The 23,730-nt window shown below is 54.7% G+C and carries 33 protein-coding genes; 31 read left to right on the top strand and 2 right to left on the bottom strand.

From position 1 onward, the window contains the following. Positions 1–18: 18 nt before the first annotated feature. A complete protein-coding gene (locus tag ACZ1GS_RS03335; RefSeq protein WP_472697079.1) occupies positions 19–1,536 on the bottom strand; it encodes an amidohydrolase family protein in 1,518 nt (505 codons plus the stop codon). A gap of 145 nt (positions 1,537–1,681) precedes the next feature. On the opposite strand from ACZ1GS_RS03335, the gene ACZ1GS_RS03340 reads away from it, so the two are divergent. The 3 genes from ACZ1GS_RS03340 to ACZ1GS_RS03350 all read left to right on the top strand — a co-directional run bounded on the left by ACZ1GS_RS03340 (position 1,682) and on the right by ACZ1GS_RS03350 (position 4,404). Next, entirely contained in the window at positions 1,682–2,296 is a 615-nt protein-coding gene (locus ACZ1GS_RS03340; protein ID WP_472697080.1) for a TetR/AcrR family transcriptional regulator, read from the top strand. A gap of 109 nt (positions 2,297–2,405) precedes the next feature. After that, positions 2,406–3,038: a PAQR family membrane homeostasis protein TrhA gene (gene trhA / locus ACZ1GS_RS03345; RefSeq protein ID WP_472697081.1), complete on the top strand. Its 633-nt coding sequence runs from the start codon at positions 2,406–2,408 to the stop codon at positions 3,036–3,038. 382 nt (positions 3,039–3,420) lie between these two features. Beyond that, positions 3,421–4,404, top strand: coding sequence for a CE1 family esterase (locus tag ACZ1GS_RS03350; RefSeq protein ID WP_472697082.1), 984 nt, complete (start codon positions 3,421–3,423; stop codon positions 4,402–4,404). 75 nt (positions 4,405–4,479) lie between these two features. On the opposite strand, the gene ACZ1GS_RS03355 is transcribed toward ACZ1GS_RS03350, so the two are convergent. Next, positions 4,480–5,481: a VOC family protein gene (locus ACZ1GS_RS03355; protein WP_472698057.1), complete on the bottom strand. Its 1,002-nt coding sequence runs from the start codon at positions 5,479–5,481 to the stop codon at positions 4,480–4,482. 412 nt (positions 5,482–5,893) lie between these two features. Here ACZ1GS_RS03355 and rpsL point away from each other — a divergent pair, with 412 nt between their 5' ends. The 28 genes from rpsL to ACZ1GS_RS03495 all read left to right on the top strand — a co-directional run bounded on the left by rpsL (position 5,894) and on the right by ACZ1GS_RS03495 (position 23,651). Beyond that, complete coding sequence (rpsL, locus tag ACZ1GS_RS03360; protein ID WP_067198316.1) at positions 5,894–6,265, top strand: 30S ribosomal protein S12; 372 nt, start codon at positions 5,894–5,896, stop codon at positions 6,263–6,265. Between the two features lie 110 nt (positions 6,266–6,375). Continuing rightward, a complete protein-coding gene (rpsG, locus tag ACZ1GS_RS03365; RefSeq protein WP_472697083.1) occupies positions 6,376–6,846 on the top strand; it encodes a 30S ribosomal protein S7 in 471 nt (156 codons plus the stop codon). A 164-nt stretch (positions 6,847–7,010) separates the two neighbouring features. Continuing rightward, positions 7,011–9,104 (top strand): elongation factor G, encoded by a 2,094-nt coding sequence (fusA, locus tag ACZ1GS_RS03370; RefSeq protein WP_472697084.1) that lies wholly within the window; start codon positions 7,011–7,013, stop codon positions 9,102–9,104. A gap of 150 nt (positions 9,105–9,254) precedes the next feature. Continuing rightward, positions 9,255–10,445 (top strand): elongation factor Tu, encoded by a 1,191-nt coding sequence (gene tuf, locus ACZ1GS_RS03375; RefSeq protein ID WP_472697085.1) that lies wholly within the window; start codon positions 9,255–9,257, stop codon positions 10,443–10,445. Between the two features lie 126 nt (positions 10,446–10,571). Then, positions 10,572–10,883: a 30S ribosomal protein S10 gene (gene rpsJ, locus ACZ1GS_RS03380; RefSeq protein WP_108810519.1), complete on the top strand. Its 312-nt coding sequence runs from the start codon at positions 10,572–10,574 to the stop codon at positions 10,881–10,883. A 214-nt stretch (positions 10,884–11,097) separates the two neighbouring features. Continuing rightward, the gene (gene rplC / locus ACZ1GS_RS03385; protein WP_472698058.1) at positions 11,098–11,940 is read left to right on the top strand and encodes a 50S ribosomal protein L3; all 843 of its coding nucleotides are present in this window, start codon (positions 11,098–11,100) and stop codon (positions 11,938–11,940) included. A gap of 3 nt (positions 11,941–11,943) precedes the next feature. Then, positions 11,944–12,570, top strand: a complete 627-nt coding sequence (rplD, locus tag ACZ1GS_RS03390; protein ID WP_472697086.1) for a 50S ribosomal protein L4 — start codon at positions 11,944–11,946, stop codon at positions 12,568–12,570. Then, a complete protein-coding gene (locus tag ACZ1GS_RS03395; RefSeq protein ID WP_109356543.1) occupies positions 12,563–12,871 on the top strand; it encodes a 50S ribosomal protein L23 in 309 nt (102 codons plus the stop codon). Before rplD ends, ACZ1GS_RS03395 begins: the two co-directional genes overlap by 8 nt. A 1-nt stretch (position 12,872) precedes the next feature. Beyond that, a complete protein-coding gene (rplB, locus tag ACZ1GS_RS03400) occupies positions 12,873–13,709 on the top strand; it encodes a 50S ribosomal protein L2 (protein WP_472697087.1) in 837 nt (278 codons plus the stop codon). Positions 13,710–13,711: 2 nt separating this feature from the next. Continuing rightward, positions 13,712–13,987: a 30S ribosomal protein S19 gene (rpsS, locus tag ACZ1GS_RS03405; protein ID WP_472697088.1), complete on the top strand. Its 276-nt coding sequence runs from the start codon at positions 13,712–13,714 to the stop codon at positions 13,985–13,987. After that, complete coding sequence (gene rplV, locus ACZ1GS_RS03410; protein ID WP_472697089.1) at positions 13,987–14,370, top strand: 50S ribosomal protein L22; 384 nt, start codon at positions 13,987–13,989, stop codon at positions 14,368–14,370. Before rpsS ends, rplV begins: the two co-directional genes overlap by 1 nt. A 3-nt stretch (positions 14,371–14,373) precedes the next feature. Continuing rightward, complete coding sequence (gene rpsC, locus ACZ1GS_RS03415; protein ID WP_472697090.1) at positions 14,374–15,069, top strand: 30S ribosomal protein S3; 696 nt, start codon at positions 14,374–14,376, stop codon at positions 15,067–15,069. 24 nt (positions 15,070–15,093) lie between these two features. Beyond that, complete coding sequence (gene rplP / locus ACZ1GS_RS03420) at positions 15,094–15,525, top strand: 50S ribosomal protein L16 (RefSeq protein WP_472697091.1); 432 nt, start codon at positions 15,094–15,096, stop codon at positions 15,523–15,525. Positions 15,526–15,529: 4 nt separating this feature from the next. Next, positions 15,530–15,742: a 50S ribosomal protein L29 gene (gene rpmC / locus ACZ1GS_RS03425; RefSeq protein ID WP_472697092.1), complete on the top strand. Its 213-nt coding sequence runs from the start codon at positions 15,530–15,532 to the stop codon at positions 15,740–15,742. A gap of 9 nt (positions 15,743–15,751) precedes the next feature. Then, positions 15,752–16,063, top strand: coding sequence for a 30S ribosomal protein S17 (gene rpsQ / locus ACZ1GS_RS03430; RefSeq protein WP_472697093.1), 312 nt, complete (start codon positions 15,752–15,754; stop codon positions 16,061–16,063). Positions 16,064–16,200: 137 nt separating this feature from the next. Further along, complete coding sequence (gene rplN, locus ACZ1GS_RS03435; protein ID WP_472697094.1) at positions 16,201–16,569, top strand: 50S ribosomal protein L14; 369 nt, start codon at positions 16,201–16,203, stop codon at positions 16,567–16,569. 2 nt (positions 16,570–16,571) lie between these two features. Continuing rightward, positions 16,572–16,892: a 50S ribosomal protein L24 gene (gene rplX / locus ACZ1GS_RS03440; protein WP_472697095.1), complete on the top strand. Its 321-nt coding sequence runs from the start codon at positions 16,572–16,574 to the stop codon at positions 16,890–16,892. Then, positions 16,885–17,463 carry a 50S ribosomal protein L5 gene (gene rplE / locus ACZ1GS_RS03445; protein WP_472697096.1) on the top strand — a complete coding sequence of 193 codons (579 nt, stop codon included), beginning with the start codon at positions 16,885–16,887 and terminating at the stop codon, positions 17,461–17,463. The genes rplX and rplE overlap by 8 nt, the downstream gene beginning before the upstream one ends. Before the next feature lie 69 nt (positions 17,464–17,532). Further along, positions 17,533–17,838, top strand: a complete 306-nt coding sequence (gene rpsN, locus ACZ1GS_RS03450; RefSeq protein ID WP_108810506.1) for a 30S ribosomal protein S14 — start codon at positions 17,533–17,535, stop codon at positions 17,836–17,838. Between the two features lie 12 nt (positions 17,839–17,850). Continuing rightward, a complete protein-coding gene (rpsH, locus tag ACZ1GS_RS03455) occupies positions 17,851–18,246 on the top strand; it encodes a 30S ribosomal protein S8 (protein WP_472697097.1) in 396 nt (131 codons plus the stop codon). Between the two features lie 2 nt (positions 18,247–18,248). Then, positions 18,249–18,782 carry a 50S ribosomal protein L6 gene (rplF, locus tag ACZ1GS_RS03460; RefSeq protein WP_472697098.1) on the top strand — a complete coding sequence of 178 codons (534 nt, stop codon included), beginning with the start codon at positions 18,249–18,251 and terminating at the stop codon, positions 18,780–18,782. Positions 18,783–18,785: 3 nt separating this feature from the next. After that, positions 18,786–19,139, top strand: coding sequence for a 50S ribosomal protein L18 (gene rplR / locus ACZ1GS_RS03465; protein WP_472697099.1), 354 nt, complete (start codon positions 18,786–18,788; stop codon positions 19,137–19,139). Position 19,140: 1 nt separating this feature from the next. Continuing rightward, positions 19,141–19,884, top strand: coding sequence for a 30S ribosomal protein S5 (rpsE, locus tag ACZ1GS_RS03470; RefSeq protein WP_472697100.1), 744 nt, complete (start codon positions 19,141–19,143; stop codon positions 19,882–19,884). A 5-nt stretch (positions 19,885–19,889) separates the two neighbouring features. After that, a complete protein-coding gene (gene rpmD / locus ACZ1GS_RS03475; protein ID WP_472697101.1) occupies positions 19,890–20,069 on the top strand; it encodes a 50S ribosomal protein L30 in 180 nt (59 codons plus the stop codon). Positions 20,070–20,115: 46 nt separating this feature from the next. Further along, a complete protein-coding gene (gene rplO / locus ACZ1GS_RS03480) occupies positions 20,116–20,670 on the top strand; it encodes a 50S ribosomal protein L15 (protein WP_472697102.1) in 555 nt (184 codons plus the stop codon). A gap of 179 nt (positions 20,671–20,849) precedes the next feature. Next, entirely contained in the window at positions 20,850–22,226 is a 1,377-nt protein-coding gene (gene secY, locus ACZ1GS_RS03485) for a preprotein translocase subunit SecY (protein WP_472697103.1), read from the top strand. Positions 22,227–22,270: 44 nt separating this feature from the next. Beyond that, positions 22,271–22,921 carry an adenylate kinase gene (locus ACZ1GS_RS03490; protein WP_472697104.1) on the top strand — a complete coding sequence of 217 codons (651 nt, stop codon included), beginning with the start codon at positions 22,271–22,273 and terminating at the stop codon, positions 22,919–22,921. Between the two features lie 103 nt (positions 22,922–23,024). Beyond that, positions 23,025–23,651, top strand: a complete 627-nt coding sequence (locus tag ACZ1GS_RS03495) for an SRPBCC family protein (RefSeq protein WP_472697105.1) — start codon at positions 23,025–23,027, stop codon at positions 23,649–23,651. The last annotated feature ends 79 nt before the right edge of the window (positions 23,652–23,730 follow it).

Here is a 23,730-nt window from a genome sequence, read left to right on the forward strand (position 1 = left end):
GAATGGATCGGAAAAGCGCTAGGGCGCCGGCTCCAGACTGATTTTCCGACTGGCGTCATTGGCCGTCTGCACCGCTTCGAGCAGCGTGTCGAGACGGGTGCGATCCAGCACATGTCCGTTCACAAACACCATTTCGATGGCGCGGGTGGCCTGGATATTGTCCAGCGGATTTTCGCGCAGCAGGACGAGATTGGCCGCATAGCCTTCGCGGATCTGGCCGCCTTGCCATTGCATCCATTGGGCCGGGACGGTTGTCGCGGAGGCAAGTACCTGCGCGGGCGTCATGCCAGCCTGCTGCATCGCGCTGAATTCCTCGTGCAAGGAAAAGCCGGGAACCATCACCGGGACATTGGCATCCGTGCCCGCAAGAAGGGGCACGCCGGCTTGCACAAAGGCGGCGAACAATATCTGCTGCGCTTCGACATAGGCCGACCAATAGGCCTTCTGCCGGTCTTCCCAGCCTGCCGTCTTGCTTTCGTCGGCCAGCCGGTACCGGTTGGTTTCACGCAGCCAACCCATGGCTTGTCCCTCGGTAATCCCCGGATTGACATATTCCAGCGCGACGGCGTCCAGAGACGGCCCGAGATCGGTCTGTTGCGGGGCAAAGCTCTGGATGATGGCGAGGGTCGATGTGACATATATGCCCTGTTCCAGCGTCCGCCGCGCCACCGCTGGGCTTCTGTCTTTCACAAAGGCCAAGAAAGCATCCGCATTTTTGCGGGTATAGCCGCCAAATTCGCGATCGAGCGCTTTGACAAATTCCTCGAAATGCGCGACTTCCGACTGACTGGACGCCCAAAGATCATCCAATGTGGCAGCCATCGGCACATGCCCGACCAGCGGGATGCCCTGTTTGGTGCTTTCGGCGCTGGCCGCCTGATAAGCCGGCAAGCTTAAATAGCTGCTGGCTTTGACCGCATCAAAACCCTCGGATCGCAACGCGGCAATGCTGTCCTCGACATCTTCCGGCTGGCGCACGACATTGCGCTCTGAGGTGATGCACTGCCACAGGCCTTCGAACCAGCCATAGCTCGCAAGCTGGGCCGCGACGATATAGAGATCGGGTCCGAGACGCCCCTGTTCAATGTCCGCTTTCCACTCGCGATGCAGATCAATGCCGTGCATTTCCCGCACCTGAGTCACGCCATTGGCAATATAGAGCAGCAGGTCGTTTTCGCTGCGCCAGAGATGCACATGTGAATCGGTAAAGCCTGGGACGAGATACTGGCCGCGGCCATCGATGATTTTGGCCGTTTCAGGCAGCGCCGCGTCCGCCCCGACAAAGCTGATCGCGCCATCGGTGATGCCGACCGTCTGCTGTTCCAGGAACGCGTCCGCGTCCGGAGACAGTATATGGACATTGGTGATGAAGACGGGCTCGGTCTCCGGCTGGGAGGCGAGCCCCTCGGCGATCACAGTATTGCCGCCGAACATGTCGACAACCGCCCGTTTGACAAAGACATAGGTGCCAATACCGCTCAACAGGGTCAGGACGAGCGCCGCCCCGATAATCCGCTTCAACCACTTGCCCCGCATACATTGTCCTTCCCGTTTCCGTGCCGCCCAGCCGGCCCATATTTTGCCAGCTAGACACTGTCTAGTTGGGCGCTTTATGAAAACATCCTAGACACTGTCAAGTTAAAAGCTAAACTGAGCGGATGGACACCCGCGGCGGCAGATTGTGACACAGACCGGTCTTCAGCATGAAGGGCTGGCTGCGACCTTGCTGGAGGCGGCTGAGGTTGAGCTGTCGAAAAACGGCATCGAAAAGATTTCTCTGCGGGCGGTTGCCAAGCGCGCGGGGGTTAGCCATGGCGCGCCAGCGCATCATTTTGGCGACGCCAAGGGGCTTTTGACCGCGCTGGCCGCCAAGGGCTATGCGCGTCTTTTGGATTATCAGACCAGCCGCGAAAACCAGGCGCCACGCGAGCCGGTCGCGCAAATTGTCGCGTCCGGTCTGGGCTATATCGCCTTTGCTGCGGAATTTCCGGAGCTGTTTCGGCTGATGTTCACCTCCGCGGTTCCCGATCGATCCGACCCCCAATTTTCCGCCATTGCCCTGGCGGTGTTCGAACGCCTGGTCGCAAACACCGAATCCCTGAACGGGCGCAACCCCTATGCGGACCGGGAAAGCATGAAAGATCTGATGGCCTCCTGGGCGGTCGTCCACGGCATGGCCGAACTGGTCATATCCGGCCGCGCGGAACGCACATTGGGGCTCAGCGAAATGACTCAGCAGCATTATGAGGAAACGCTGGCGTCGATCCTGTCCCGGGTCAATCGCACCGGAGACTGATTCATGCCGTTGTCGGTTAGTGGGTGACGGACGGCCATAAATATGCTGTCACGGTAGTCCCATCTTCCGCACCCCTCCTCAAATGCCCATCTCAAATGATTGTGACCTGATGTACCCCAGCCCCGACAGACGAGAACGCCGCGCCGATTTTATCGTCCATGCCATCGGATTGGTGTTTATCCTGCTGGCAGGCGTCGCCCTGTTCATTCAGGCTGTCGGTCACAGCGCGGCGGTGATCGCGGCGATTGGCACCTATGTGATCGGCGTCGCCTTTTCGCACATCATTTCGATGTTCTACCATTTGTCGCCTTTTCATGGCCGGCGGCTGGCTTTGCGGCGGATCGACCATGCGGCCATCTATCTCACCATCGCCGGTACGTTCACACCGCTGTTCGTCCTGGCCGATACGGAATTTAGCCTCTTCCTGCTGATGATCGTCTGGGCGCTGGCAATCCCCGCCATGCTGTACAAGATATTCGGCAAAAATCTCGACTCGCGCTGGTCGTTGGCCTCCTATCTGGGGCTGGGATGGATGGGCATTATCGGCGTGCCCGAGATGATGGAACAGCTGCCCGGATTGTCACTATGGGCGATGCTGGCGGGCGGTGTCTTCTATTCCCTCGGCACGATTTTCTACGCCCGCAAGACACAGGCCTATCGATACTCCATCTGGCATAGTTTCGTGATGCTGGGCGGGGCGAGTTTCTTTGTCGCGATTTGGGTGGCATTGGTGGGGAGCTAAGCGACGTAATCTTCACACATCGTCATGCTGAACTTGTTTCAGCATCTCCCAATTATCGCACTTATCTCTGGAGATCCTGAAACGAGTTCAGGATGACGAAAAAAGGAGAGTGACAGCAAAATCACGCGGCAGGAGCTCTACAAGGCGCTGGGGCCGAACGGCAATATGACGCTGGAGACATTGCTCAATGTGCTGCGGGCCATGGGTGTGCGATTGTCGGTTCGTGGGTGAATGGAGATTTACCCGCTATTTTTACATCGCAATGTCCGCTGTGGGCGCAAAAGCGGACAGTGGCCATATGTATCCAAAATGAATGCTGCTTTCAGCTTAAGTCAATTGAAGCAGGGGCAACAATCTCACTGAAAAATCAGGGAGGTATGATATGAAATTATTTGTTCGCACTTTGGCTTCAATAGCGGTTTTGTCGATTTCAGGATTATCTCTTTCTCAAGCTGAGTCGCAGACTAAGCAAGAATATGCCGGTGAAATGTCCGTAGAACGATTTCAGCAAGAGGGTTATTCCCGTCGCTACCGGCTTTATACGCCTTCGACCATTGAAAGATTTAAAGGGCCGCGTCCCCTGGTTATGGTAATTCACGGCGGAGCCAGCACGGACCGTGGAATGATTAAACTGGATAAAGGCCGCTGGAACGAGCTTGCTGAACAGCATGGTTTCTATGTAGTATATCCAAACGCGGTCGATAAACTATGGGACTTCGGCGAAGGCTTAACGTCTGAGGCCTTAGACGAGCGTGTTGATGATCTTGCGTATTTTGGCAAAGTCATCGACAAGGTCTCAACCCAAAAGCGTGTCGATCCACAGAGGGTATTTGCAACTGGCATTTCCAGAGGAGGGCAAGCATCCTATTTCTTGGCCTGTAATATGTCTGACCGAATTCGGGCCATTGCTCCGGTGGCGATGTCACTGCCAGCTTTTATGGCAGACGAATGTCGATCGGAATTTGTCGATGAAGCACCATCTGGAAAGAAGGTAGGTTTAGCAGTCATGAATGGGGCAGCCGACCCTCAAGTGCCATATGAAGGCGGTTGGATTAAAGTATTTCGTAAAAAACGTGACATTGTTATGGCAACCGAACAGACCGTAACATTCTGGCGCAGGCTAAACGGATGTAGAGGCGCAATCGTTGAACAGTCTACTATCGACAAGCCAGGTGATAAAACATCAGTAGTGGTTACGAATTGGTCGCAACGGTGCGAGGACGCACCAGTTAAGTTATATAAGATAAACAACGGAGGGCATACTTGGCCTTCTGGTGTTCAATATCTTAGTCCCCGGATTGTGGGAGAAACATCTACAGATATTAGCGCTGCCGATGAAGCTTGGGCGTTTTTTTCGCAATTTTGATCTAGTTTCTAATGTCCGCTTTCGGGATTATAGCAGCCACTGCGCCAATGTCTGATTTGGGCGCAAAAGCGGACGTCAGCGATCAGCCTTTTCGCCAGAATCATAATATGAGTGCGGACCGTTTCGCCCATCGGCCTGAACCATCTCAATGTTGAAATTGTCCGGCGTCGCATATGCCGTAAACGTATAGACTGTTGGCTTGTTCTTATAGATGTAACGGGTTGGCTTGAAGATAGGCTCATACCCTTTAATGGCAGCTTGATCGACGGCAGCCTGAATGTCCTCGTAAAGAAAGCCAAGGTGGTCAATTCCTAACCGAATGGCACCCGCGCGTTTAGCAGGTCCAACCTTCCCACGATCATAGCCAAAGGCTTCAGGCTCTGACAGAGTGATCAATGCGTCTGCCACTTTCAGTTTCGTTCCGGCTTCTGTTTTCTCAATTGTTCTGCCGGCAAAAACATTTTTGAAGAAATTCTCGGTCGCCTCGGCATCGGAGGTAAGAAATTGGACATGATCGATTGCAAAATCGGACTCCGCAAATTCACGGTCTTTGCGCTCAACGACAACAAGCTCCGCCCCGTCAAGACCATAGATGCTGAATGCGCGCGCTTCGGGTTCCATCGGCAATTTTATGACATTTTCAGAAATCTTGGCGCCAGCCGCAGTCAGTTCCCGCCGGGCGTCCTCGAGCGAAGGCGTGGCAAATGCCAACCACTTTACACCATAATAAGGGTGGATTTTTGCAGTATCGGGTCGAATTAGCGTTGCATCCAACCAACGCGCGTTTCGCTCGGGCGGCAAATCCTCGTAAGGACCGATCCGGGTGATCGTGATGGTTGGGTCCTGCCACTTGACCGAGAGGAACCGGACAAGGTTGAAACGCTCTCCAGGGTGTGCCATCTCGCGCGCGCCAAACTTCTGCTCGAAGAAAGCCACGGCTTCCGCTTCATTCTCAACGATGAAATGAATATCATCGAGGTGGATCGGTGATATTTTTGGTGTTTCTTTCGCTGGTTCGCAAGCTGAGACCAGCATCGCCAAACACAATAGGAGGTTAGCTTTTAACCACATGATCACATCACCCAAGTTTAGGATCGCAAGCAATATCCTATGCCAGCAATGGAGATTTTTCCGGTACCAGTAACATTGACAATTGAAATCAATCAATGATTAACGAGACAATTGATTGTCAACAAAGCTATTGCTTGAGAATATGTCCGCTTTCGGGATATTGCGGACATCGTCCTCAGGCTTGATCACCAACACGGATTGGCCTGCTTGCATAGGGTCAATTCCTGGGTCCCGAACCCTCGCACCACCCTTGACCCAACTGTTGACCTTCTGGCGAATCCCCGCTAAGGCCCGCGCTTCTGATTGTCCGGAGAGCAAACCGGTCACTTGGAACACTGACATAGGCAAAACACTTTTTGGCAGATTTCTGCCGATGAGAGTAACCCTAGTTTATCTAGCCAAATAAGGTGAAGACTTTATGCCAACGATTAATCAGCTCGTCCGTAAAGGGCGGGTGCCACAGAAGACGAAGTCCAAAGTGCCGGCCATGGAAGCCAACCCGCAGAAACGCGGCGTTTGTACCCGGGTCTACACAACGACTCCCAAGAAACCAAACTCCGCTCTGCGTAAGGTTGCCAAGGTTCGCCTGACCAACCAGCGTGAGGTCATCAGCTATATTCCGGGTGAAGGGCATAACCTTCAGGAGCATAGCGTTGTTCTCATTCGCGGCGGCCGTGTGCGCGACCTTCCCGGTGTGCGTTACCATGTGCTGCGCGGCGTTCTTGATACGCAAGGCGTGAAGGACCGGAAGCAATCCCGTTCCAAATACGGTGCCAAGCGTCCCAAATAGTGGAGTGTATTCCCGCGTAGGCGGGGATCTTTTATAGGTTAATCAGCAATCTCCACAAGGTTCCCGCCTTCGCGGGAATACGGAGTTGAGAATTTACGGAGTCAAAAAATATGGCACGTCGTCGTCGTCCCGAGAAACGGGTAATCCTTCCTGATCCAAAATTCAAAGATCAGGTTCTTTCGAAATTCATGAACAACCTCATGGTTGATGGCAAGAAGTCCACCGCCGAGAAAATTGTTTATGGTGCATTTGACAGTGTGGAAGCCAAAGCGAAAAAAGATCCGCTGCAGCTGTTCCACGATGCGCTCAACAATGTGAAGCCTGGCATCGAAGTCCGCTCCCGCCGTGTTGGTGGTGCGACCTATCAGGTTCCTGTCGAAGTGCGCCCCGAGCGTGCACAGGCGCTGGCCATTCGCTGGGTCATCTCTGCTGCGCGTGCGCGGAGCGAAACCACCATGGCAGCCCGTCTGTCCGGTGAAATTCTCGACGCTTCCAACAATCGCGGCAACGCGGTGAAGAAGCGCGAAGACGCGCACAAGATGGCCGAAGCAAACCGGGCATTTGCGCATTACCGCTGGTAGTCTTATATAAAAACGCCGGGGTCGGACATGTTTCGAGACCCCGGCGCTTTTCATACGGTTGTATTTGTAACTAATCAGGGCTGGTCAAGACTGGCCCGTTTCACTATAGGGCGGCGCATATTGGGTCCCCCAAAATTTTGGTCCTTAATTCTGGAGTAAAGACTATGGCACGCAGCCATCCACTCGAACGTTACCGCAATATCGGTATTATGGCGCATATTGACGCCGGTAAGACGACGACCACGGAACGTATCCTGTATTATACAGGCAAGTCCTACAAGATCGGCGAAGTGCATGATGGCGCGGCGACGATGGACTGGATGGAGCAAGAGCAAGAGCGCGGTATTACCATTACCTCGGCTGCGACCACCTGTTTCTGGAACGCGGAAGACCGCAAGGGCCCAGAGCACCGGATCAACATCATTGATACACCAGGCCATGTTGACTTCACCATTGAAGTTGAACGTTCGCTGCGTGTGCTCGATGGCGCGGTTGCCTGTTTCGACGGCGTTGCCGGCGTGGAACCACAGTCTGAAACGGTTTGGCGTCAGGCTGACAAATATAAAGTGCCGCGGATGTGCTTCATCAACAAACTTGACCGGACCGGTGCCAACTTCAAATTCTGCGTGGATTCGATTGTCGAGCGTCTCGGTGCGACCCCCGCTGTTCTGTATCTGCCAATCGGTATCGAAGCCAGCCTGGTTGGCCTGGTTGACCTCGTCAATCAGCGCTCGATTACCTGGAAGAACGAAGATCTCGGCGCGGAATACTCCTACGGTGAAATCCCCGAGGACATGGCCGACGAAGCCGCTGAATATCGCGAAAAGCTGATCGAACTTGCTGTGGAGCAGGACGATGACGTGATGGAACAATATCTCGAAGGCAATGAGCCGGATGCCGCGACCCTCAAGGCGCTGATCCGCAAGGGCACGTTGAACCAGAGCTTCGTTCCCGTGCTTTGTGGTTCCGCGTTCAAGAACAAGGGCGTGCAGCCTTTGCTCGACGCGGTTGTCGACTATATGCCAAGCCCGCTCGACGTGGATGCCATTAAGGGTGTCGCGATGGACGGCGAAACCGAAGACTCGCGTCCTTCCAGCGATGACGAGCCATTTTCGGCCCTGGCCTTCAAGGTCATGAACGATCCGTTCGTGGGCACCCTGACTTTCTGCCGCATCTATTCCGGCAAGCTGGAAAAGGGCACGCTGCTGAACTCGGTCAAGGACAAGAAAGAAAAAGTCGGCCGTATTCTGGAAATGCACTCCAATGACCGGAAGGACATTGACGAGGCCTTTGCTGGCGACATTGTTGCACTGGCGGGCATGAAGACCACGACCACTGGCGATACGCTGTGTGATGCGGACCACCCGATCATTCTCGAGCGGATGGAATTTCCGGATCCGGTTATCGAGCTTTCGGTGGAGCCGAAAACGAAGGCTGACCAAGAGAAAATGGGCGTTGCGCTCAATCGTCTCGCGGCAGAAGATCCATCGTTCCGGGTGACTACCGACCATGAATCGGGTCAGACGATCATCAAGGGGATGGGCGAGCTTCACCTCGACATTCTCGTCGATCGCATGAAGCGTGAGTTCAAGGTGGAAGCCAATGTCGGTGCGCCGCAGGTGGCTTATCGTGAATCGCTCGGCAAGCCGGTCGATGTCGACTATACCCATAAGAAGCAGTCCGGTGGTTCCGGTCAGTTCGCACGGATCAAGTTCGAAGTCACTCCGGGTGAGCGCGGTGCAGGCATCACCTTTGAAGACGAAATCAAGGGCGGTAACATTCCCAAGGAATATATTCCGTCGGTCGAAAAAGGTATGCGCGAAACGGCTGAAACCGGCTCGTTGATCGGCTTCCCGATCATCGATTTCCACATTCGTGTCTATGATGGCGCCTATCATGACGTCGACTCCTCGGCGCTGGCCTTTGAAATTGCAGCCCGTGCAGCGATGCGCGAAGCCGCTCAAAAGTCAGGCATCAAGTTGCTCGAGCCGATTATGAAGGTCGAAGTGATCACGCCGGAAGACTATCTTGGTGACGTGATTGGCGATCTCAACAGTCGCCGTGGTCAGATCCAGGGCACCGATACCCGCGGTATTGCGCAGGCGGTCGATGCAATGGTGCCATTGGCAAACATGTTCGGTTACGTGAACGAGCTGCGGTCCTTCACCCAGGGGCGGGCACAATATTCGATGCAATTCTCGCATTATGAAGAAGTGCCGCGCAACGTTGCTGACGAGCTGAAGGAGAAAATGGCCTAAGGCCACTTCTCGCAAGAGTTATAGCGCTTACTTTTTCACCCGGCCGGTTCAAAAAATCGATCAGAGTTAAAAGGGTATTGACAGATTTGGATAGTCTCGCCAAAGCGCGGCACGGACTATCAAGACGATAGAAATTAGAGGTAATATAAAATGGCAAAAGCAAAGTTTGAACGCAATAAGCCGCATTGCAATATCGGCACCATTGGTCACGTCGACCACGGTAAAACCACGTTGACCGCAGCAATCACGAAAGTGCTGGCTGAATCGACCGGCGGTGAAGCCGTAGACTTCGCGAACATCGACAAAGCGCCAGAAGAGCGCGAGCGCGGCATCACCATTTCAACGGCTCACGTTGAATATGAAACCGAAGCGCGTCACTATGCGCACGTCGATTGCCCAGGCCATGCCGACTATGTGAAAAACATGATCACCGGTGCTGCTCAGATGGACGGCGCGATCCTGGTTGTGAACGCAGCCGACGGTCCGATGCCACAGACCCGCGAGCACATCTTGCTTGCTCGTCAGGTTGGCGTTCCTGCTCTCGTTGTTTTCATGAACAAGGTCGACCAGGTTGATGACGAAGAGCTGCTTGAGCTCGTCGAAATGGAAGTTCGCGAATTGCTGTCTTCCTACGACTTCCCAGGCGACGATATTCCAATCATCTCCGGTTCTGCTCTCGCAGCGCTCGAAGGCCGTGACGACAATATCGGCAAGGAAAAGATTCTCGAACTGATGAAGGCTGTTGATGAAGCCATTCCTCAGCCAGAGCGTCCAGTGGATCAGGCATTCCTGATGCCGATCGAAGACGTGTTCTCGATTTCCGGTCGTGGTACGGTTGTTACCGGCCGTGTTGAAACCGGTGTTGTGAATGTTGGCGACGAAGTTGAAATCGTTGGTATCAAGGACACTTCGAAAACGACGGTTACCGGCGTTGAAATGTTCCGGAAGTTGCTCGACAGTGGTGAAGCTGGCGACAATATCGGTGCATTGATCCGTGGCGTTGCTCGCGAGGAAGTTGAGCGCGGTCAGGTTCTTTGTAAGCCTGGCTCGATCACGCCGCACACCGAGTTCAGTGCAGAAGTTTACGTGTTGTCGAAAGACGAAGGTGGTCGTCACACACCATTTTTCGCAAACTATCGTCCACAATTCTACTTCCGTACCACGGACGTAACCGGTGAAGTCATCCTGCCAGAAGGCACCGAGATGGTTATGCCTGGCGACAATGTCACGATCAACGTCAAGCTGATTGCGCCAATCGCCATGGACTCCGGCCTTCGCTTCGCTATTCGCGAAGGTGGTCGCACCGTCGGTTCTGGGGTTGTCAGCACCGTAACAAAGTAATATAGGACTGCATCGCCGCCCGGGTCACTGATTCGGGCGGCCAGTTTTTCGCCGCTCCGGCTTCTTCTTTGAAAGAAAAAATCGGGGCGGTTTATTTTTGGCTCTTTGACATTGGTATAGGTTCTTATGGAAACGCAGAATATTCGCATACGCTTGAAGGCATTCGATCATCGGGTTCTTGATCAGGCAACCGGCGATATCGCTGATACCGCTCGCCGTACTGGCGCGCTGATCCGTGGACCGATCCCAATGCCGACGCGCATCGAAAAATTTACCGTAAACCGGGGGCCGCACGTGGACAAAAAGTCTCGCGAGCAGTTTGAAGTCCGGACTTACAAGCGGTTGCTCGACATCGTGCAACCAACACCGCAAACCGTCGATGCTTTGATGAAGCTCGACCTGGCTGCCGGTGTAAATGTAGAGATTAAGCTGGCTTAAGGCGAGTTTAGGCGCTGTCTCTTTGGGGCAGTGGTGACATGGGAAACCGCCAGCATATTGCTGGGTCATGTGTCCCCCGTCTAGTTTGGTTGGTCTCCGGATCATTCAAACGGTTTAGCCCGGACGGGGCGATATTCTGAAAAAATTGGGCTGAGTAGTTATTGGCACGCCCGCTAGCAATGACGCGACCGGGCCTCTGTAAGGAGAAATGATCGTGCGTACTGGCGTGATCGCGAAGAAAATGGGGATGACCCGCTTGTTCCAGGAAGATGGTCGGCATGTGCCGGTAACCGTTCTTTCGCTGGAAGAATGTCAGGTTGTTGGAGCCCGCAAGCAAGATCCGGATGGCTATTTTGCTGTTCAGCTTGGTGCCGGCGCCCGTAAAGCGAAAAATGTAAACAAACCGCAGCGGGAAGCTTTTGCCAAGGCAGAAGTCGAACCAAAGGCGCGGGTAGCCGAATTCCGGGTTGAGAGCGAAGAAGGCTTGCTCCCCGTCGGTGCTACCATCACCGCAGACCACTTCATTGCCGGCCAGATGGTCGATATCCAGGGCGTGACCCAGGGTAAGGGCTTTGCTGGTGCGATGAAGCGTTGGGGATTTGGCGGCTTGCGCGCAACCCATGGTGTTTCTCTCTCTCACCGTTCACACGGTTCGACGGGTCAGAACCAGGATCCGGGTAAAGTTTTCAAGGGCAAGAAGATGGCGGGTCATATGGGCGCCAGAAACCGGACCCAACAGAATCTTGAAGTCGTTCGCACGGATGCTGCGCGCGGCTTGATCTTTGTTCGTGGCAGTGTGCCAGGATCCAAGGGCGGCTGGCTTCTCGTCAAAGACGCGGTAAAAGTTGCGCTTCCCGAAGGTGTCCCATTCCCCGGTGCGATGCGCCGCAATGCGGATGAAACAGCAACCGAAGACGCGCCAGCGGGTATGATTGAGGCGGATGCGGCGATCGAACGTCCGGTTGGTCCAAGCGATGCTGAAATCGCCGCCGCGGCTGCCGAAAAACCGGCCGAAGAGAAATCTGATACCAAAGATGATGCAGGGAAGGAGGGCTAAGCCATGAAAATGAAAGTGAAAACCCTCGACGCTAAAGCGAAAGGCGACATCGAATTGAACGATGACGTGTTTGGTCTGGAAGCGCGCGCAGACATCTTGCACCGTGTCGTCAACTGGCAACGCGAAAACGCCCGCGGCACAGCCCGTGCGGTTCGTGAACGCGGTGATGTCAATCGTACTGGCAAGAAGTTCGGCAACCAAAAGGGCGGTGGTACTGCTCGTCACGGTTCGCGCCGGGCTCCGATTTTTGTTGGTGGTGGTAAAGCCCACGGACCACGCAAGCGTGATTTCAATCCTTCGCTGAACAAGAAAGTTCGCGCACTGGGCCTGAAAATGGCTTTGTCGGACAAGGCGAAGAGCGACAATCTGATCGTGCTTGAAAATATTGACCTGAAGGAAGCAAAAACCAAGGCGCTGCTCGCGAATATTGCGAAGCTCGGTTTTGGTAAGTCCGCTCTGGTCATGGACGGTGATGCCGTGAACGATGCTTTTTCCAAGGCTTCTTCAAACATCCCGCGTCTGAACGTGATGCCAGCTGCTGGTGCCAATGTTTATGACATCTTGAACCACGAGACTCTGGTGCTGACCCGCGCTGCAGTCGAAAAGCTGGAGGCGCGCTTCAATGGCTAAAAAAGAAGCAGTAGACATTCGTCACTATGACGTAATTGTCGGCCCGCACATTACCGAGAAGTCAACCTTGCTCAGCGAGAATAACGCGGTGGTTTTCAAAGTTGCGAACACCGCAACCAAGCCACAGATCAAGGCGGCTATCGAAGCGCTTTTTGATGTCAAAGTCAAAGGCGTCAACACGATGGTGCAAAAGGGCAAGACCAAGAAGTGGAAGGGTCGTCCCTACACTCGCAACGATGTTAAGAAAGCTGTCGTGACTTTGGCTGAAGGCCAGACCATCGACATCACCACGGGAATTTAAGATGGCTTTAAAATCCTATAAACCAACAAGCCCCGCACGGCGTGGTCTTATCCTGGTCGACAAGAGCGGCCTGTGGAAAGGCAAGCCGGTCAAGAAGCTGGTCGAAGGCAAGCGCAAGACCGGTGGTCGGAACAACAAGGGCCATGTGACTTCGCGCGGGATTGCTGGCGGTCACAAGCAGAAATACCGTCTGGTCGATTTCAAGCGGCGGAAATTTGATGTTGCCGGAACCGTTGAGCGGATCGAATATGATCCCAACCGGACCGCTTTTATCGCCTTGATCAAATATGATGACGGCGAGTTGGCCTATATCCTGGCGCCGCAGCGTGTTGCTGTTGGTGACACGGTTATTGCTGGCGAAAAAGTTGATGTGAAGCCGGGCAATGCGATGAAATTGTCGCAGATGCCAATTGGTACGATCATCCACAATGTTGAAATGAAGCCAGGCAAAGGCGGTCAGATCGCTCGCTCTGCCGGGACTTATGTTCAAATCGTCGGTCGCGACCGCGGGATGGTCATTGTTCGTCTGAACTCAGGCGAGCAGCGTTACATTCGCAGCGATTGCATGGGCACTGTTGGTGCGGTTTCCAACCCGGACAACAGCAACCAGAATTTCGGTAAAGCCGGTCGTACCCGCTGGAAAGGCCGCCGGCCTTTGACCCGTGGTGTTGCAAAGAACCCAGTCGATCACCCGCATGGTGGTGGTGAAGGTCGGACCTCCGGTGGTCGTCATCCTGTGACGCCATGGGGCAAGCCAACCAAGGGCGCCCGGACTCGTAAGAATAAACAGACGGACAAGATGATCATCCGGTCGCGTCACGCTAAGAAGAAGAGGTAAGCATGGCTCGTTCCATCAAAAAAGGTCCATTTGTTGACCTCCACCTGCTGAAAAAAGCGCAGGACGCACAGGAAGCTGGCAAGCGCACCCCGATCAAGACCTGGTCGCGGCGTTCCACCGTATTGCCTGATTTCGTCGGTCTGACTTTCAGTGTTTATAACGGCCAGAAGTTCATCCCGGTTTCGGTGAATGAAGACATGGTCGGTCACAAGCTTGGAGAGTTCGCGCCGACGCGCAACTATTATGGCCATGGCGCTGACAAAAAGGGCAAGAAATAATGGGTAAGGCATCATCACCGCGCCGCGTTGGCGACAATGAAGCTTTGGCTGTTGGCAATTCCATTCGTGGTTCTGCCCAGAAGCTGAACCTTGTTGCACAGCTGATCCGTGGCAAGAAAGCAGAAGACGCTTTGAACATCCTGTCCTTCTCGAAGAAGAGCATGGCCAAGGATATGAGCAAGGTTCTCGCTTCCGCGATCGCCAATGCAGAAAACAACCACAATCTGGATGTTGATGCGTTGATCGTTCAGGAAGCCAGTGTCGGCAAGAGCCTGACTATGAAGCGTTGGAAAGCCCGCGCACGTGGTCGTTCCGCCAAGATCATCAAGCCATTTAGCCGCGTCCGCATCGTCGTTCGCGAGACGCAAGAAGAAGAGGCGTAAACCATGGGTCAAAAGAGTAATCCTATCGGGCTTCGCCTGCAGATTAACCGGACTTGGGACAGCCGCTGGTATGCGGAAGGTTCCAACTATGGCGATCTCTTGATGGAAGACATCAAGATGCGCAAATTCATCCTTGAAACCGTTCCTCAGGCTGCGATTTCGAAGGTTGTGATTGAGCGCCCTGCCAAGACCTGCCGGGTTTCGATCTATGCGGCGCGTCCTGGCGTGATCATCGGCAAGAAAGGCGCGGATATCGAAAAACTGCGCCGCAAGCTGAGCGACATGTCGTCCAGCGACGTGTCGTTGAACATCGTCGAGATCCGCAAGCCGGAAGTTGATGCACAGCTGGTAGCGCAGGGCATTGGTGATCAGCTGATCCGCCGTGTGGCTTTCCGTCGTGCCATGAAGCGCGCGGTGCAATCCGCTCTGCGTCTCGGTGCTGAAGGAATTAAGATTGTTTGTGGTGGCCGTCTCGGCGGAGCAGAAATTGCCCGCGTGGAATGGTATCGCGAAGGCCGGGTGCCGCTTCATACGCTGCGCGCCAATATCGATTATGCTGAACATGAAGCGCTGACCGCTTACGGCATTATCGGCATCAAGGTCTGGATTTTCAAAGGCGAGATATTGGGTCATGATCCAATGGCTCAAGACCGGTTGATGGTGGAAGCGCAAACTTCCGGCGTCCGCCCCTCACGCTGAACATTAGGGAATAGGTAAAGCATCATGCTGCAACCAAAGAAGACAAAATTCCGGAAGGCTCACAAGGGCCGGATCAAGGGCAACGCACCGGGCGGCACGACGCTGAACTTCGGCTCCTATGGCTTGAAGGCCATGGAACCCGAGCGGATCACTGCACGTCAGATCGAAGCGGCCCGCCGCGCGATCACGCGCCACATCAAGCGGCAGGGCCGTTTGTGGATCCGTGTGTTCCCGGATGTACCGGTATCGAAAAAACCTGCCGAAGTGCGTCAGGGTAAAGGTAAAGGCTCCGTTGAATATTGGGCTGCCCGGGTGAAACCTGGCCGGATCATGTTCGAACTGGACGGTGTTCCGGGCCCCATTGCAGCGGTTGCTTTCGAGCGCGCGGCGATGAAGCTGCCGATCAAAACAAAAGTTGTGGCGCGCCTCGGCGATACGTCGCACCTGGAGGGTTAAGGACATGAGCAAGACAGAAGATTTGCGGGCCAAAACCGACGACCAGCTGGAAGCCGATCTGGGCGAGCTGAAGCGCGAGGCATTTAACCTGCGCTTTCAGGCTGCAACCAACCAGCTCGAAAAGCCAAGCCGGATGCGGGAAGTTCGCCGCACGATTGCGACAATCAAAACACTGCAGAACGAGCGCGCGAAAGCCGCTGTCGCAGAAAAGGCGTAAGGAACCGATATGCCAAAACGTATTCTCACCGGCACGGTAGTGTCAGACAAAGGCGACAAGACTGTTGTCGTCAACGTCGAACGCAAAGTGAAGCACCCGCTTTACGGCAAGATCATGCGGCGCTCCAAGCGGTACCACGCCCATGACGAAAAGAACGAAATCAGCACCGGTGAAACCGTGCGGATTGAAGAAACAAAGCCGATTTCCAAGTTGAAAACCTGGAAAGTGCTGGAACGGGTCGGCGCAGCAGCTGCACCGGCCACGCCAAAGGTTGCTGAAATTACAGCCGATGACGAAGGCGAAGTAAAAGCCGAAAGCTGACGGCCGGCCGTCATCCCAGCGAAAGCTGGGATCTCCTGATGGAGAGCACCAAAAGTTAAGTAGATCCCAGCTTTCGCTGGGATGACGAGTTTAAGAACTTCCGGGATTTACCGGAACAGAAAGAAGGAATTGGATCCATGATCCAGATGCAATCGAACCTGGAGGTCGCTGACAATAGCGGTGCCAAACGCGTGCAGTGCATCAAAGTGCTGGGCGGTTCAAAACGCCGCTTTGCCGGTGTTGGCGACATTATCGTCGTATCGGTCAAGGAAGCAGCGCCGCGCGGCAAGGTCAAGAAGGGCGACGTTCACCGTGCTGTGATCGTTCGTACCCGCAAGGATATCCGCCGCAAGGATGGTTCGGTTATCCGTTTCGACAGCAACGCAGCAGTGCTGGTCAACAATGCTAAGGAGCCCATCGGTACGCGTATCTTTGGCCCTGTGGTTCGCGAATTGCGCGCCAAGAAGCATATGAAAATCATCAGCCTTGCGCCGGAGGTATTGTAATCATGGCCAATGCAAAGATCAAAAAAGGTGACACGGTTGTTGTTCTGTCCGGCAAGGACAAAGGCAAATCCGGTGAAGTGACCAAAGTGATGCCAAAGGACGGCAAATTGTTCGTCGCTGGTGTCAACATCGCTGTCCGTCACCGCAAACCAACCCAGGCCAACCCGCAAGGGGGTCTGGAGCGTTCAGAAGCGCCAATGCATATCAGCAAGGTCGCTCTGGCGGATCCGAAAGATGGCAAACCCACGCGGGTTCGCTTTGAAGAAAAGGACGGAAAAATGGTGCGTGTCGCCGTGAAGTCCGGAGAAAAAGTCGATGGCTGATAAATATACCCCACGCGCTCGCAAGAAATATGACGAGGAAATCGTCAAGGCGATGCAGGAAAAGTTCAACTATTCCAATCCCATGGAAGTGCCTCGGATTACCAAGGTCACGATCAATATGGGTGTTGGCGAAGGCAGCCAGGACAAGAAAAAGGTCGCGACTGCTGCCGCTGAAATGGAATTGATTGCCGGCCAGAAGCCCGTGATCACCAAGGCGAAAACCTCTATCGCAACCTTCAAGTTGCGCGAAGGTATGCCGATCGGCTGCAAGGTTACCCTGCGCCGCGAACGCATGTATGAGTTTCTCGACCGTCTGGTTACTGTGGCGATGCCACGGATCCGAGATTTTCGCGGTCTGAACCCGAAAAGCTTCGACGGTCGCGGCAATTTCGCGATGGGATTGAAAGAGCAGATCATCTTTCCAGAGATCAGCTACGACGCAATCGACACGGTTCGCGGAATGGACATTATCGTGACGACTTCGGCGACCACAGATGACGAAGCGCGTGAGCTTCTGAAACTGTTTGGTTTCCCGTTCCCGCAGGAAGAAGAAGAGCAAGCCGCAGCATAACGGCTGCACCGGATTTTTAAGTTCCCGGCCTGCCGCCGGGACACGCAAGAAAGGAAGAGAACTTAAGTCATGGCGAAACTGAGTTCCATTAATAAAAACGAACGTCGCAAGAAGCTGGTGAAGAAATATGCCGGCCGTTATGCGAAGTTGAAGGCGATGGCCAACGATCAGTCTCTTGACGAGACCGAGCGGTTGATGGCGCGTCTCAAAATGGCGGAAATTCCGCGCAACGGTAATCCAACCCGCGTGCGTAACCGCTGCGAAACCACAGGGCGTCCGCGCGGCTATTACCGCAAGTTCCGTCTCTGCCGTATCGAGCTGCGTGACATGGCCAATAAAGGCCTGATCCCCGGCGTAACGAAATCAAGCTGGTAAAGGGAAGATATTATGGCTTTTACCGATCCCTTGGGTGACATGCTCACCCGTATCCGTAACGGACAGCAAGCCCGCAAAGATAGCGTGGTTAGCCCCGCTTCCAAATTGCGCGGTGCTGTTCTCGAAGTTTTGCAGCGCGAAGGTTATATTCGTGGCTACAGCGAAGAAGAGGTGAACAAGCACCCCGGTCTTCGTATCGAACTGAAATATTTTGAAGGCGAGCCGGCAATCCGCCACGTGGCCCGCGTTTCAAAGCCTGGCCGCCGGATTTACAGTGGTTCGCAAGAACTGCCAAAAGTCCGCAACGGCCTGGGCATCACAATCGTATCCACGCCAAAAGGTGTTCTCTCTGACGCGGAAGCGCGCGAAGCGAATGTCGGCGGCGAAGTACTGGCTGAGGTATTCTAATCATGTCCCGTATCGGAAAAAAAGCAGTAGCTATTCCTGATGGCGTTACCGCCAGCATGGAAGATGGCCTGGTCAAGATCAAGGGTCCAAAGGGCGAGCTTTCGACCCCGATGGTCGATGATCTGGCCTATGAGCTTGGCGACGGCGGCCTGATGGTCAAGCCTGCCAACGAAACCAAACGCGCGCGTGCTTATTGGGGCATGCAGCGCACGCTAGTCCAGAATCTCATCGACGGTGTCACCGAAGGGTTCACCAAGGTTCTGGAAATCACCGGCGTTGGTTATCGCGCAGCGGTCAAGGGCAAAGTCCTGAACCTGCAGCTCGGTTTCAGCCATGATGTGAACTTCGACATTCCCGAAGGCATCACCATCAAGACACCGGATCAGACCACGGTCGAGATTACCGGCATCGACAAGCAACAGGTTGGCCAGGTCGCTGCGGAAATCCGCCGCTGGCGCAAGCCGGAGCCTTATAAGGGCAAGGGTATCAAATATCGCGGGGAATATGTTTTCCGCAAAGAAGGGAAGAAGAAATAAGCCATGGCAAATATTTCTCTATTCAAACGGCGCCAGCAACGCGTTCGCACAAAATTGCGGAAGCGCGGGCTCACAAAGCCTCGTTTGTCCGTTCATCGCACAAGCCGGCATATCTATGCGCAGGTTATCGATGATGCAGAGGGCAAAACCGTGGCCGCCGCATCAACGCTGGACAAGGCCTCCAAGGTCAAGACCGGTGCCGATTCAAAAGCCGCTGCCGACGTGGGCAAGCGGGTCGCTGAAGCTGCCAAAAAGGCGGGTGTTAAAGAAGTAATTTTTGACCGTGGCGGGTTTCTGTATCACGGACGTGTGAAAGCTCTGGCTGACGCAGCACGTGAAGGCGGATTGGAGTTTTAAGATGGCTGACGAAAACAAAACACCAGAAGGTGCAGCACAACCGGGTACAACCGGCGAAGGCAATCAGCCCGAAGCGGCCGTAGCAGCTGACAAAAAAACCGGTGCGCCGGAACGCCAGGGTCGCGGTGGAAACCGTGGTGGCGGCAACAACCGCGGTGGCCGTGACGGCGGTCGCGGACGCGGACGCGGTCGTGGCAACCAGGATCAGGGCGAAGAACTGATCGAGAAGCTGGTCCACATCAACCGGGTTTCCAAGACCGTCAAGGGCGGTAAGCGCTTCGGTTTTGCTGCATTGGTTGTTGTCGGCGACGGCAAGGGCCGCGCTGGTTTCGGTAAAGGCAAGGCCCGCGAAGTGCCTGAGGCGATTACCAAAGCAACAGCCGCTGCGAAAAAGAAAATGGTTCGTGTTCCATTGCGCGAAGGCCGGACCCTGCACCATGATGGCAAAGGCCATTTCGGCGCAGGCAATGTCACCGTGCGATCGGCGCCTCCGGGAACCGGTATTATCGCGGGTGGTCCGATGCGTGCCGTTTTTGAAAGTCTCGGCGTTTCCGACGTTGTGACCAAGTCAAACGGAACGTCCAACCCTTATAACATGATCCGCGCGACATTTGACGCGCTTGGCGATCAGAGCAGCCCGAAGTCGGTTTCTCAGCGTCGCGGCAAGAAAGTTGCGGATTTGCTGGGTCGCGGCGGTGCTTCGGAAGCAGAAGCGCAGGCTGATGCTGCGGCAGTGACGGAGTAATCATCATGGCAAAAGTGAAAATCAAGCAGATCGGTTCGCCGATCCGTCGTCCGGAAGATCAGCGCAAGACGCTGATCGGCCTGGGCCTGAACAAAATGCACCGGGTTTCCGAACTGGAAGACACGCCGGAAGTGCGCGGTATGATCCGCAAGGTGCACCATCTTGTAGAGGTTGTTGAAGGGTAGTCCTTTCAGACAACCGTGCGAATAAAAGCGAAAGCGAGTACACGACATGAAATTAAACGAAATCAAAGATAATGACGGCGCGCGCAAGTTGCGCACCCGTATCGGCCGCGGCATTGGTTCCGGCAAAGGCAAAACTGGCGGACGTGGCCAAAAAGGTCAGAAATCCCGTTCCGGTGTTTCGATCAACGGCTTTGAAGGCGGCCAGATGCCGCTTCACATGCGGTTGCCAAAGCGCGGATTCAACAACCCGTTCGGCACCGACTATGCTGAAGTGAACATCGGCATGATCCAGAAGTTCATCGACAACAAGCGCCTGGCCAACAAAGGCACGCTTGATCAGGCGGCCCTGAAAGCGGCTGGTCTGGTTCGTGGTGGCAAGGACGGCGTTCGTCTGCTCGCCAAAGGCGAAATCAAGGCGAAAATCTCGATCAGCGTGGCTGGTGCTTCTAAAGCGGCTGTGGAAGCAGTCGAAAAAGCCGGTGGCAAGGTCGAGATCGTCAAGGGTGCTGCTGAGCATCGTGCGAAGGGCGAAAAGAAGGCAACCCCTTCGAAACCCGCTAAAGAGAAAAAAGCGGCTAATAAGGCCAAAAAGAAAGACTGATTGCAGTCTATCCCAGCCCTGCTGCGCCGATTGGCATGGCGGGGCTGTCTTCATTTTGCCCATGTCGCGGCAAGTTGATGCCCAAGAGCCTTGTTTTTCAGGCAGCAACATCCGATATGGGATCGATGCAATGACGGGAAGACTTTTTTCTTCCTGAATAGCGGGGCAAGGAATATCTAATGGCATCAAAAGCCGATCAGGTCGCAGCAAATTTGAGCCTGGCAAAATTCGGAGAAGCAACGGAACTGCGCAAGCGGATCTGGTTCACGCTGGGCGCCCTGGTGGTGTTCCGGCTGCTCAGCTTTGTTCCGTTGCCGGGTGTCGACCCTGTCGTTCTGGCTGATCTCTATGATCAGACCCGTGGCGGCGTGCTTGATATTTTCAATACTTTTTCCGGCGGATCGCTGGAACGGATGAGCCTCATCGCGCTCGGCGTCATGCCCTATATTACCGCGTCGATTGTCGTGCAGCTCGCTGCTGCGCTGTCGCCAACACTGGCCGCGATCAAGAAAGACGGGGAAGCTGGTCGCAAGAAACTCAATCAATATACCCGCTATGGTACGGTCGGACTGACCGCCATTCAGGGCTATTTTATCGCGGTGGGTCTCGAGAGCTTCGCGTCCCAATCCGGCCTTCAGGCGGTGGTTGACCCGGGCATGATGTTCCGTGTCGGCGCTGTGATCAGCCTGGTCGGCGGCACACTGTTCCTAATGTGGCTCGGCGAGCAGATTACCAGTCGCGGTATCGGCAACGGCATATCCCTGATTATTATGGCGGGTATTGTTGCGCAGCTTCCGACCTTTGTCGGCAACCTGCTGGAAGGCAGCCGCAGCGGTTCATTCGGAGCCATTCTGGTGGTCGGCCTGATCGCAATGGTTGTCGGTCTGGTCCTGTTCATCAGTTTCATGGAACGTGCACAACGCCGCGTGCTTATTCAATATCCGAAGCGGGCGACCCAGAACGGGGTCATGCAAGCGGACCGGAGCCATTTGCCGCTCAAGGTGAACACCGCGGGTGTTATTCCGCCGATCTTTGCCTCGTCACTGTTGCTGATGCCGCTGACGGTCAGCCAGTTTGCCGGCAACACCAATGCAGGTGAATCGGCCTTTGGTGATTTTATCATTGCGATGAACCAATATCTCGCGCACGGCCAACCACTTTATATGGCGCTTTATGCGGCCGGTATTATCTTCTTCTGTTTCTTTTACACGGCGGTTGTTTTCAATCCCGAAGAAACGGCGGAGAACCTGAAGAAGAACGGCGGCTTCATCCCTGGCATTCGTCCAGGCAAGAACACCTCAGACTATCTGGACTATGTGCTGACCCGTATCACGGTCGTTGGCGCAGCCTATCTGGCCTTCGTCTGTGTGTTGCCGGAATATGTCATGGCCCAGACCAATTTGCCGATCTTCTTCCTGGGCGGAACAAGTCTGCTGATTATCGTCAATGTGACAGTGGATACGGTGACCCAAATTCAAAGCCATCTGCTGGCTCTGCAATATGGTGACCTGCTCAAGAAAGCCAAACTGAAGGGCGGACGCCGTCGTCAGCGCTGATCATCGTCCTGCGGGATAAACAAAGTTATAGGGGACAGTAACTGATGGACATCATCCTGTTAGGACCGCCGGGTGCCGGCAAGGGCACCCAGGCCGGCCGTCTTGAAGACGAGCACGGCATGATCCAATTGTCCACCGGTGATATGCTCCGCGCCGCCGTAAAAGCGGGTACCGAAGTGGGACTGAAGGCCAAGGCTCTGATGGACGCTGGTGAACTGGTCCCTGATGAGGTTGTCTCCGGCATTATTGGTGATCGCCTGGATGAACTGGGTCCTGATCAGGGCGTTATTTTTGACGGCTACCCGCGGACCGCCGCGCAGGCAGTGGCGCTGGACGAGATTCTGGCATCGCGCGGCCGCAAATTGTCTCGGGTTATCGAACTGGTTGTCGACGAAGATGCCCTGGTGGAACGGATTACCGGGCGCTTTACCTGCGGCAAATGCGGCGAAGGCTATCATGACAGTTTCAAGCAACCGGCCAAGCCCGGTATCTGTGATGTCTGTGGCTCAACAGAATTCAAGCGCCGGCCCGATGATACCGAAGAAACCGTTCGCACCCGGATGCAGGAATATCGGGCCAAGACCCAGCCAATTCTGCCCATTTATCAGGAGCGCGACATCGTCAGCAAAGTTGATGGCATGGGCAGCATGGATGCGGTGAGCGAGGCGATTGAAGGCGCGTTGAAGCTGGATTAAGTTGATATTGCCCGGCCATTTCCGTTAGAGCCAATTGAAAGAGCACAAAGCGCCAAGGTGAACCAGCCTGGCGCCTGCAAGGTAACGGGATGGGGATAGCTCAGTGAAATATTTGATTTTGGCAGTGACGCTGGCGTTCGGCATATCATTTGCCGCTCAGGCGGAAGTGACCAACACCAGCGACTTTGGGTTTACGATCCAGCATGAGACGGAAATTGCCGCGCCACCGGAAGAAGTCTGGAAGACGCTGATCGCGCCTTCGCGCTGGTGGAACGGAGACCATAGCTGGTCGGCCAATGCCGAAAACCTCTATCTTGTGGCGCAAGCGGGCGGATGTTTCTGCGAACTGCTGCGCACCACCAGTGATGACAATATCAAAAGCTCCGAGGGCAGCGTCCAGCATATGCGCGTGCTTTTCGCGCTCAAGAACAAGATGCTCCGCATGTCCGGCGCGCTCGGTCCTTTGCAAGGCGAAGCGGTGACCGGAACGCTCACGATTCTGTTCAAGCCGGTGGACGACAAGACGGCGGTGCGTTTCACTTATAAAGTCGGCGGATATATGGACTATCCGGTGGATCAGATCGCGCCGGCCGTCGATAGCGTGATCACTGAACAGCTCGATCGCCTAACCGCCATATTCGCGCCGGAAGAGCCACCCGAGGCTGCGGCGGAAGAGGCTGATGGCGAAACCGAAGGCGAGGCACCGGAAGAAACGGATCCAGACAGCTGAACTGTTTGAATTTCAATCCTTTACCTAAGGAACAAAATAGATTTAATATGGAGGAATAGTCGGTTGCGATTCGGGGAAA

Source organism: Parasphingorhabdus sp. W113, from assembly GCF_055693205.1.

Excerpts from the sequence above, each read along its gene's own strand:
- rpsC (WP_472697090.1), top strand. The coding sequence starts at position 14,374 with ATGGGTCAAAAGAGTAATCCTATCGGGCTTCGCCTGCAGATTAACCGG.
- rplD (WP_472697086.1), top strand. The coding sequence starts at position 11,944 with ATGAAAATGAAAGTGAAAACCCTCGACGCTAAAGCGAAAGGCGACATC.
- ACZ1GS_RS03350 (WP_472697082.1), top strand. The coding sequence starts at position 3,421 with ATGAAATTATTTGTTCGCACTTTGGCTTCAATAGCGGTTTTGTCGATT.
- rplR (WP_472697099.1), top strand. The coding sequence starts at position 18,786 with ATGGCAAATATTTCTCTATTCAAACGGCGCCAGCAACGCGTTCGCACA.
- rplB (WP_472697087.1), top strand. The coding sequence starts at position 12,873 with ATGGCTTTAAAATCCTATAAACCAACAAGCCCCGCACGGCGTGGTCTT.
- rpsL (WP_067198316.1), top strand. The coding sequence starts at position 5,894 with ATGCCAACGATTAATCAGCTCGTCCGTAAAGGGCGGGTGCCACAGAAG.
- rpmD (WP_472697101.1), top strand. The coding sequence starts at position 19,890 with ATGGCAAAAGTGAAAATCAAGCAGATCGGTTCGCCGATCCGTCGTCCG.
- rplE (WP_472697096.1), top strand. The coding sequence starts at position 16,885 with ATGGCTGATAAATATACCCCACGCGCTCGCAAGAAATATGACGAGGAA.
- rpmC (WP_472697092.1), top strand. The coding sequence starts at position 15,530 with ATGAGCAAGACAGAAGATTTGCGGGCCAAAACCGACGACCAGCTGGAA.
- rpsG (WP_472697083.1), top strand. The coding sequence starts at position 6,376 with ATGGCACGTCGTCGTCGTCCCGAGAAACGGGTAATCCTTCCTGATCCA.
- fusA (WP_472697084.1), top strand. The coding sequence starts at position 7,011 with ATGGCACGCAGCCATCCACTCGAACGTTACCGCAATATCGGTATTATG.
- ACZ1GS_RS03490 (WP_472697104.1), top strand. The coding sequence starts at position 22,271 with ATGGACATCATCCTGTTAGGACCGCCGGGTGCCGGCAAGGGCACCCAG.
- rplX (WP_472697095.1), top strand. The coding sequence starts at position 16,572 with ATGGCCAATGCAAAGATCAAAAAAGGTGACACGGTTGTTGTTCTGTCC.
- tuf (WP_472697085.1), top strand. The coding sequence starts at position 9,255 with ATGGCAAAAGCAAAGTTTGAACGCAATAAGCCGCATTGCAATATCGGC.
- ACZ1GS_RS03335 (WP_472697079.1), bottom strand. The coding sequence starts at position 1,536 with ATGCGGGGCAAGTGGTTGAAGCGGATTATCGGGGCGGCGCTCGTCCTG.
- rpsE (WP_472697100.1), top strand. The coding sequence starts at position 19,141 with ATGGCTGACGAAAACAAAACACCAGAAGGTGCAGCACAACCGGGTACA.
- rplV (WP_472697089.1), top strand. The coding sequence starts at position 13,987 with ATGGGTAAGGCATCATCACCGCGCCGCGTTGGCGACAATGAAGCTTTG.
- secY (WP_472697103.1), top strand. The coding sequence starts at position 20,850 with ATGGCATCAAAAGCCGATCAGGTCGCAGCAAATTTGAGCCTGGCAAAA.
- rplF (WP_472697098.1), top strand. The coding sequence starts at position 18,249 with ATGTCCCGTATCGGAAAAAAAGCAGTAGCTATTCCTGATGGCGTTACC.
- rplP (WP_472697091.1), top strand. The coding sequence starts at position 15,094 with ATGCTGCAACCAAAGAAGACAAAATTCCGGAAGGCTCACAAGGGCCGG.
- rpsJ (WP_108810519.1), top strand. The coding sequence starts at position 10,572 with ATGGAAACGCAGAATATTCGCATACGCTTGAAGGCATTCGATCATCGG.
- rpsQ (WP_472697093.1), top strand. The coding sequence starts at position 15,752 with ATGCCAAAACGTATTCTCACCGGCACGGTAGTGTCAGACAAAGGCGAC.
- rpsS (WP_472697088.1), top strand. The coding sequence starts at position 13,712 with ATGGCTCGTTCCATCAAAAAAGGTCCATTTGTTGACCTCCACCTGCTG.
- rpsH (WP_472697097.1), top strand. The coding sequence starts at position 17,851 with ATGGCTTTTACCGATCCCTTGGGTGACATGCTCACCCGTATCCGTAAC.
- trhA (WP_472697081.1), top strand. The coding sequence starts at position 2,406 with ATGTACCCCAGCCCCGACAGACGAGAACGCCGCGCCGATTTTATCGTC.
- rplO (WP_472697102.1), top strand. The coding sequence starts at position 20,116 with ATGAAATTAAACGAAATCAAAGATAATGACGGCGCGCGCAAGTTGCGC.
- rpsN (WP_108810506.1), top strand. The coding sequence starts at position 17,533 with ATGGCGAAACTGAGTTCCATTAATAAAAACGAACGTCGCAAGAAGCTG.
- ACZ1GS_RS03395 (WP_109356543.1), top strand. The coding sequence starts at position 12,563 with ATGGCTAAAAAAGAAGCAGTAGACATTCGTCACTATGACGTAATTGTC.
- rplN (WP_472697094.1), top strand. The coding sequence starts at position 16,201 with ATGATCCAGATGCAATCGAACCTGGAGGTCGCTGACAATAGCGGTGCC.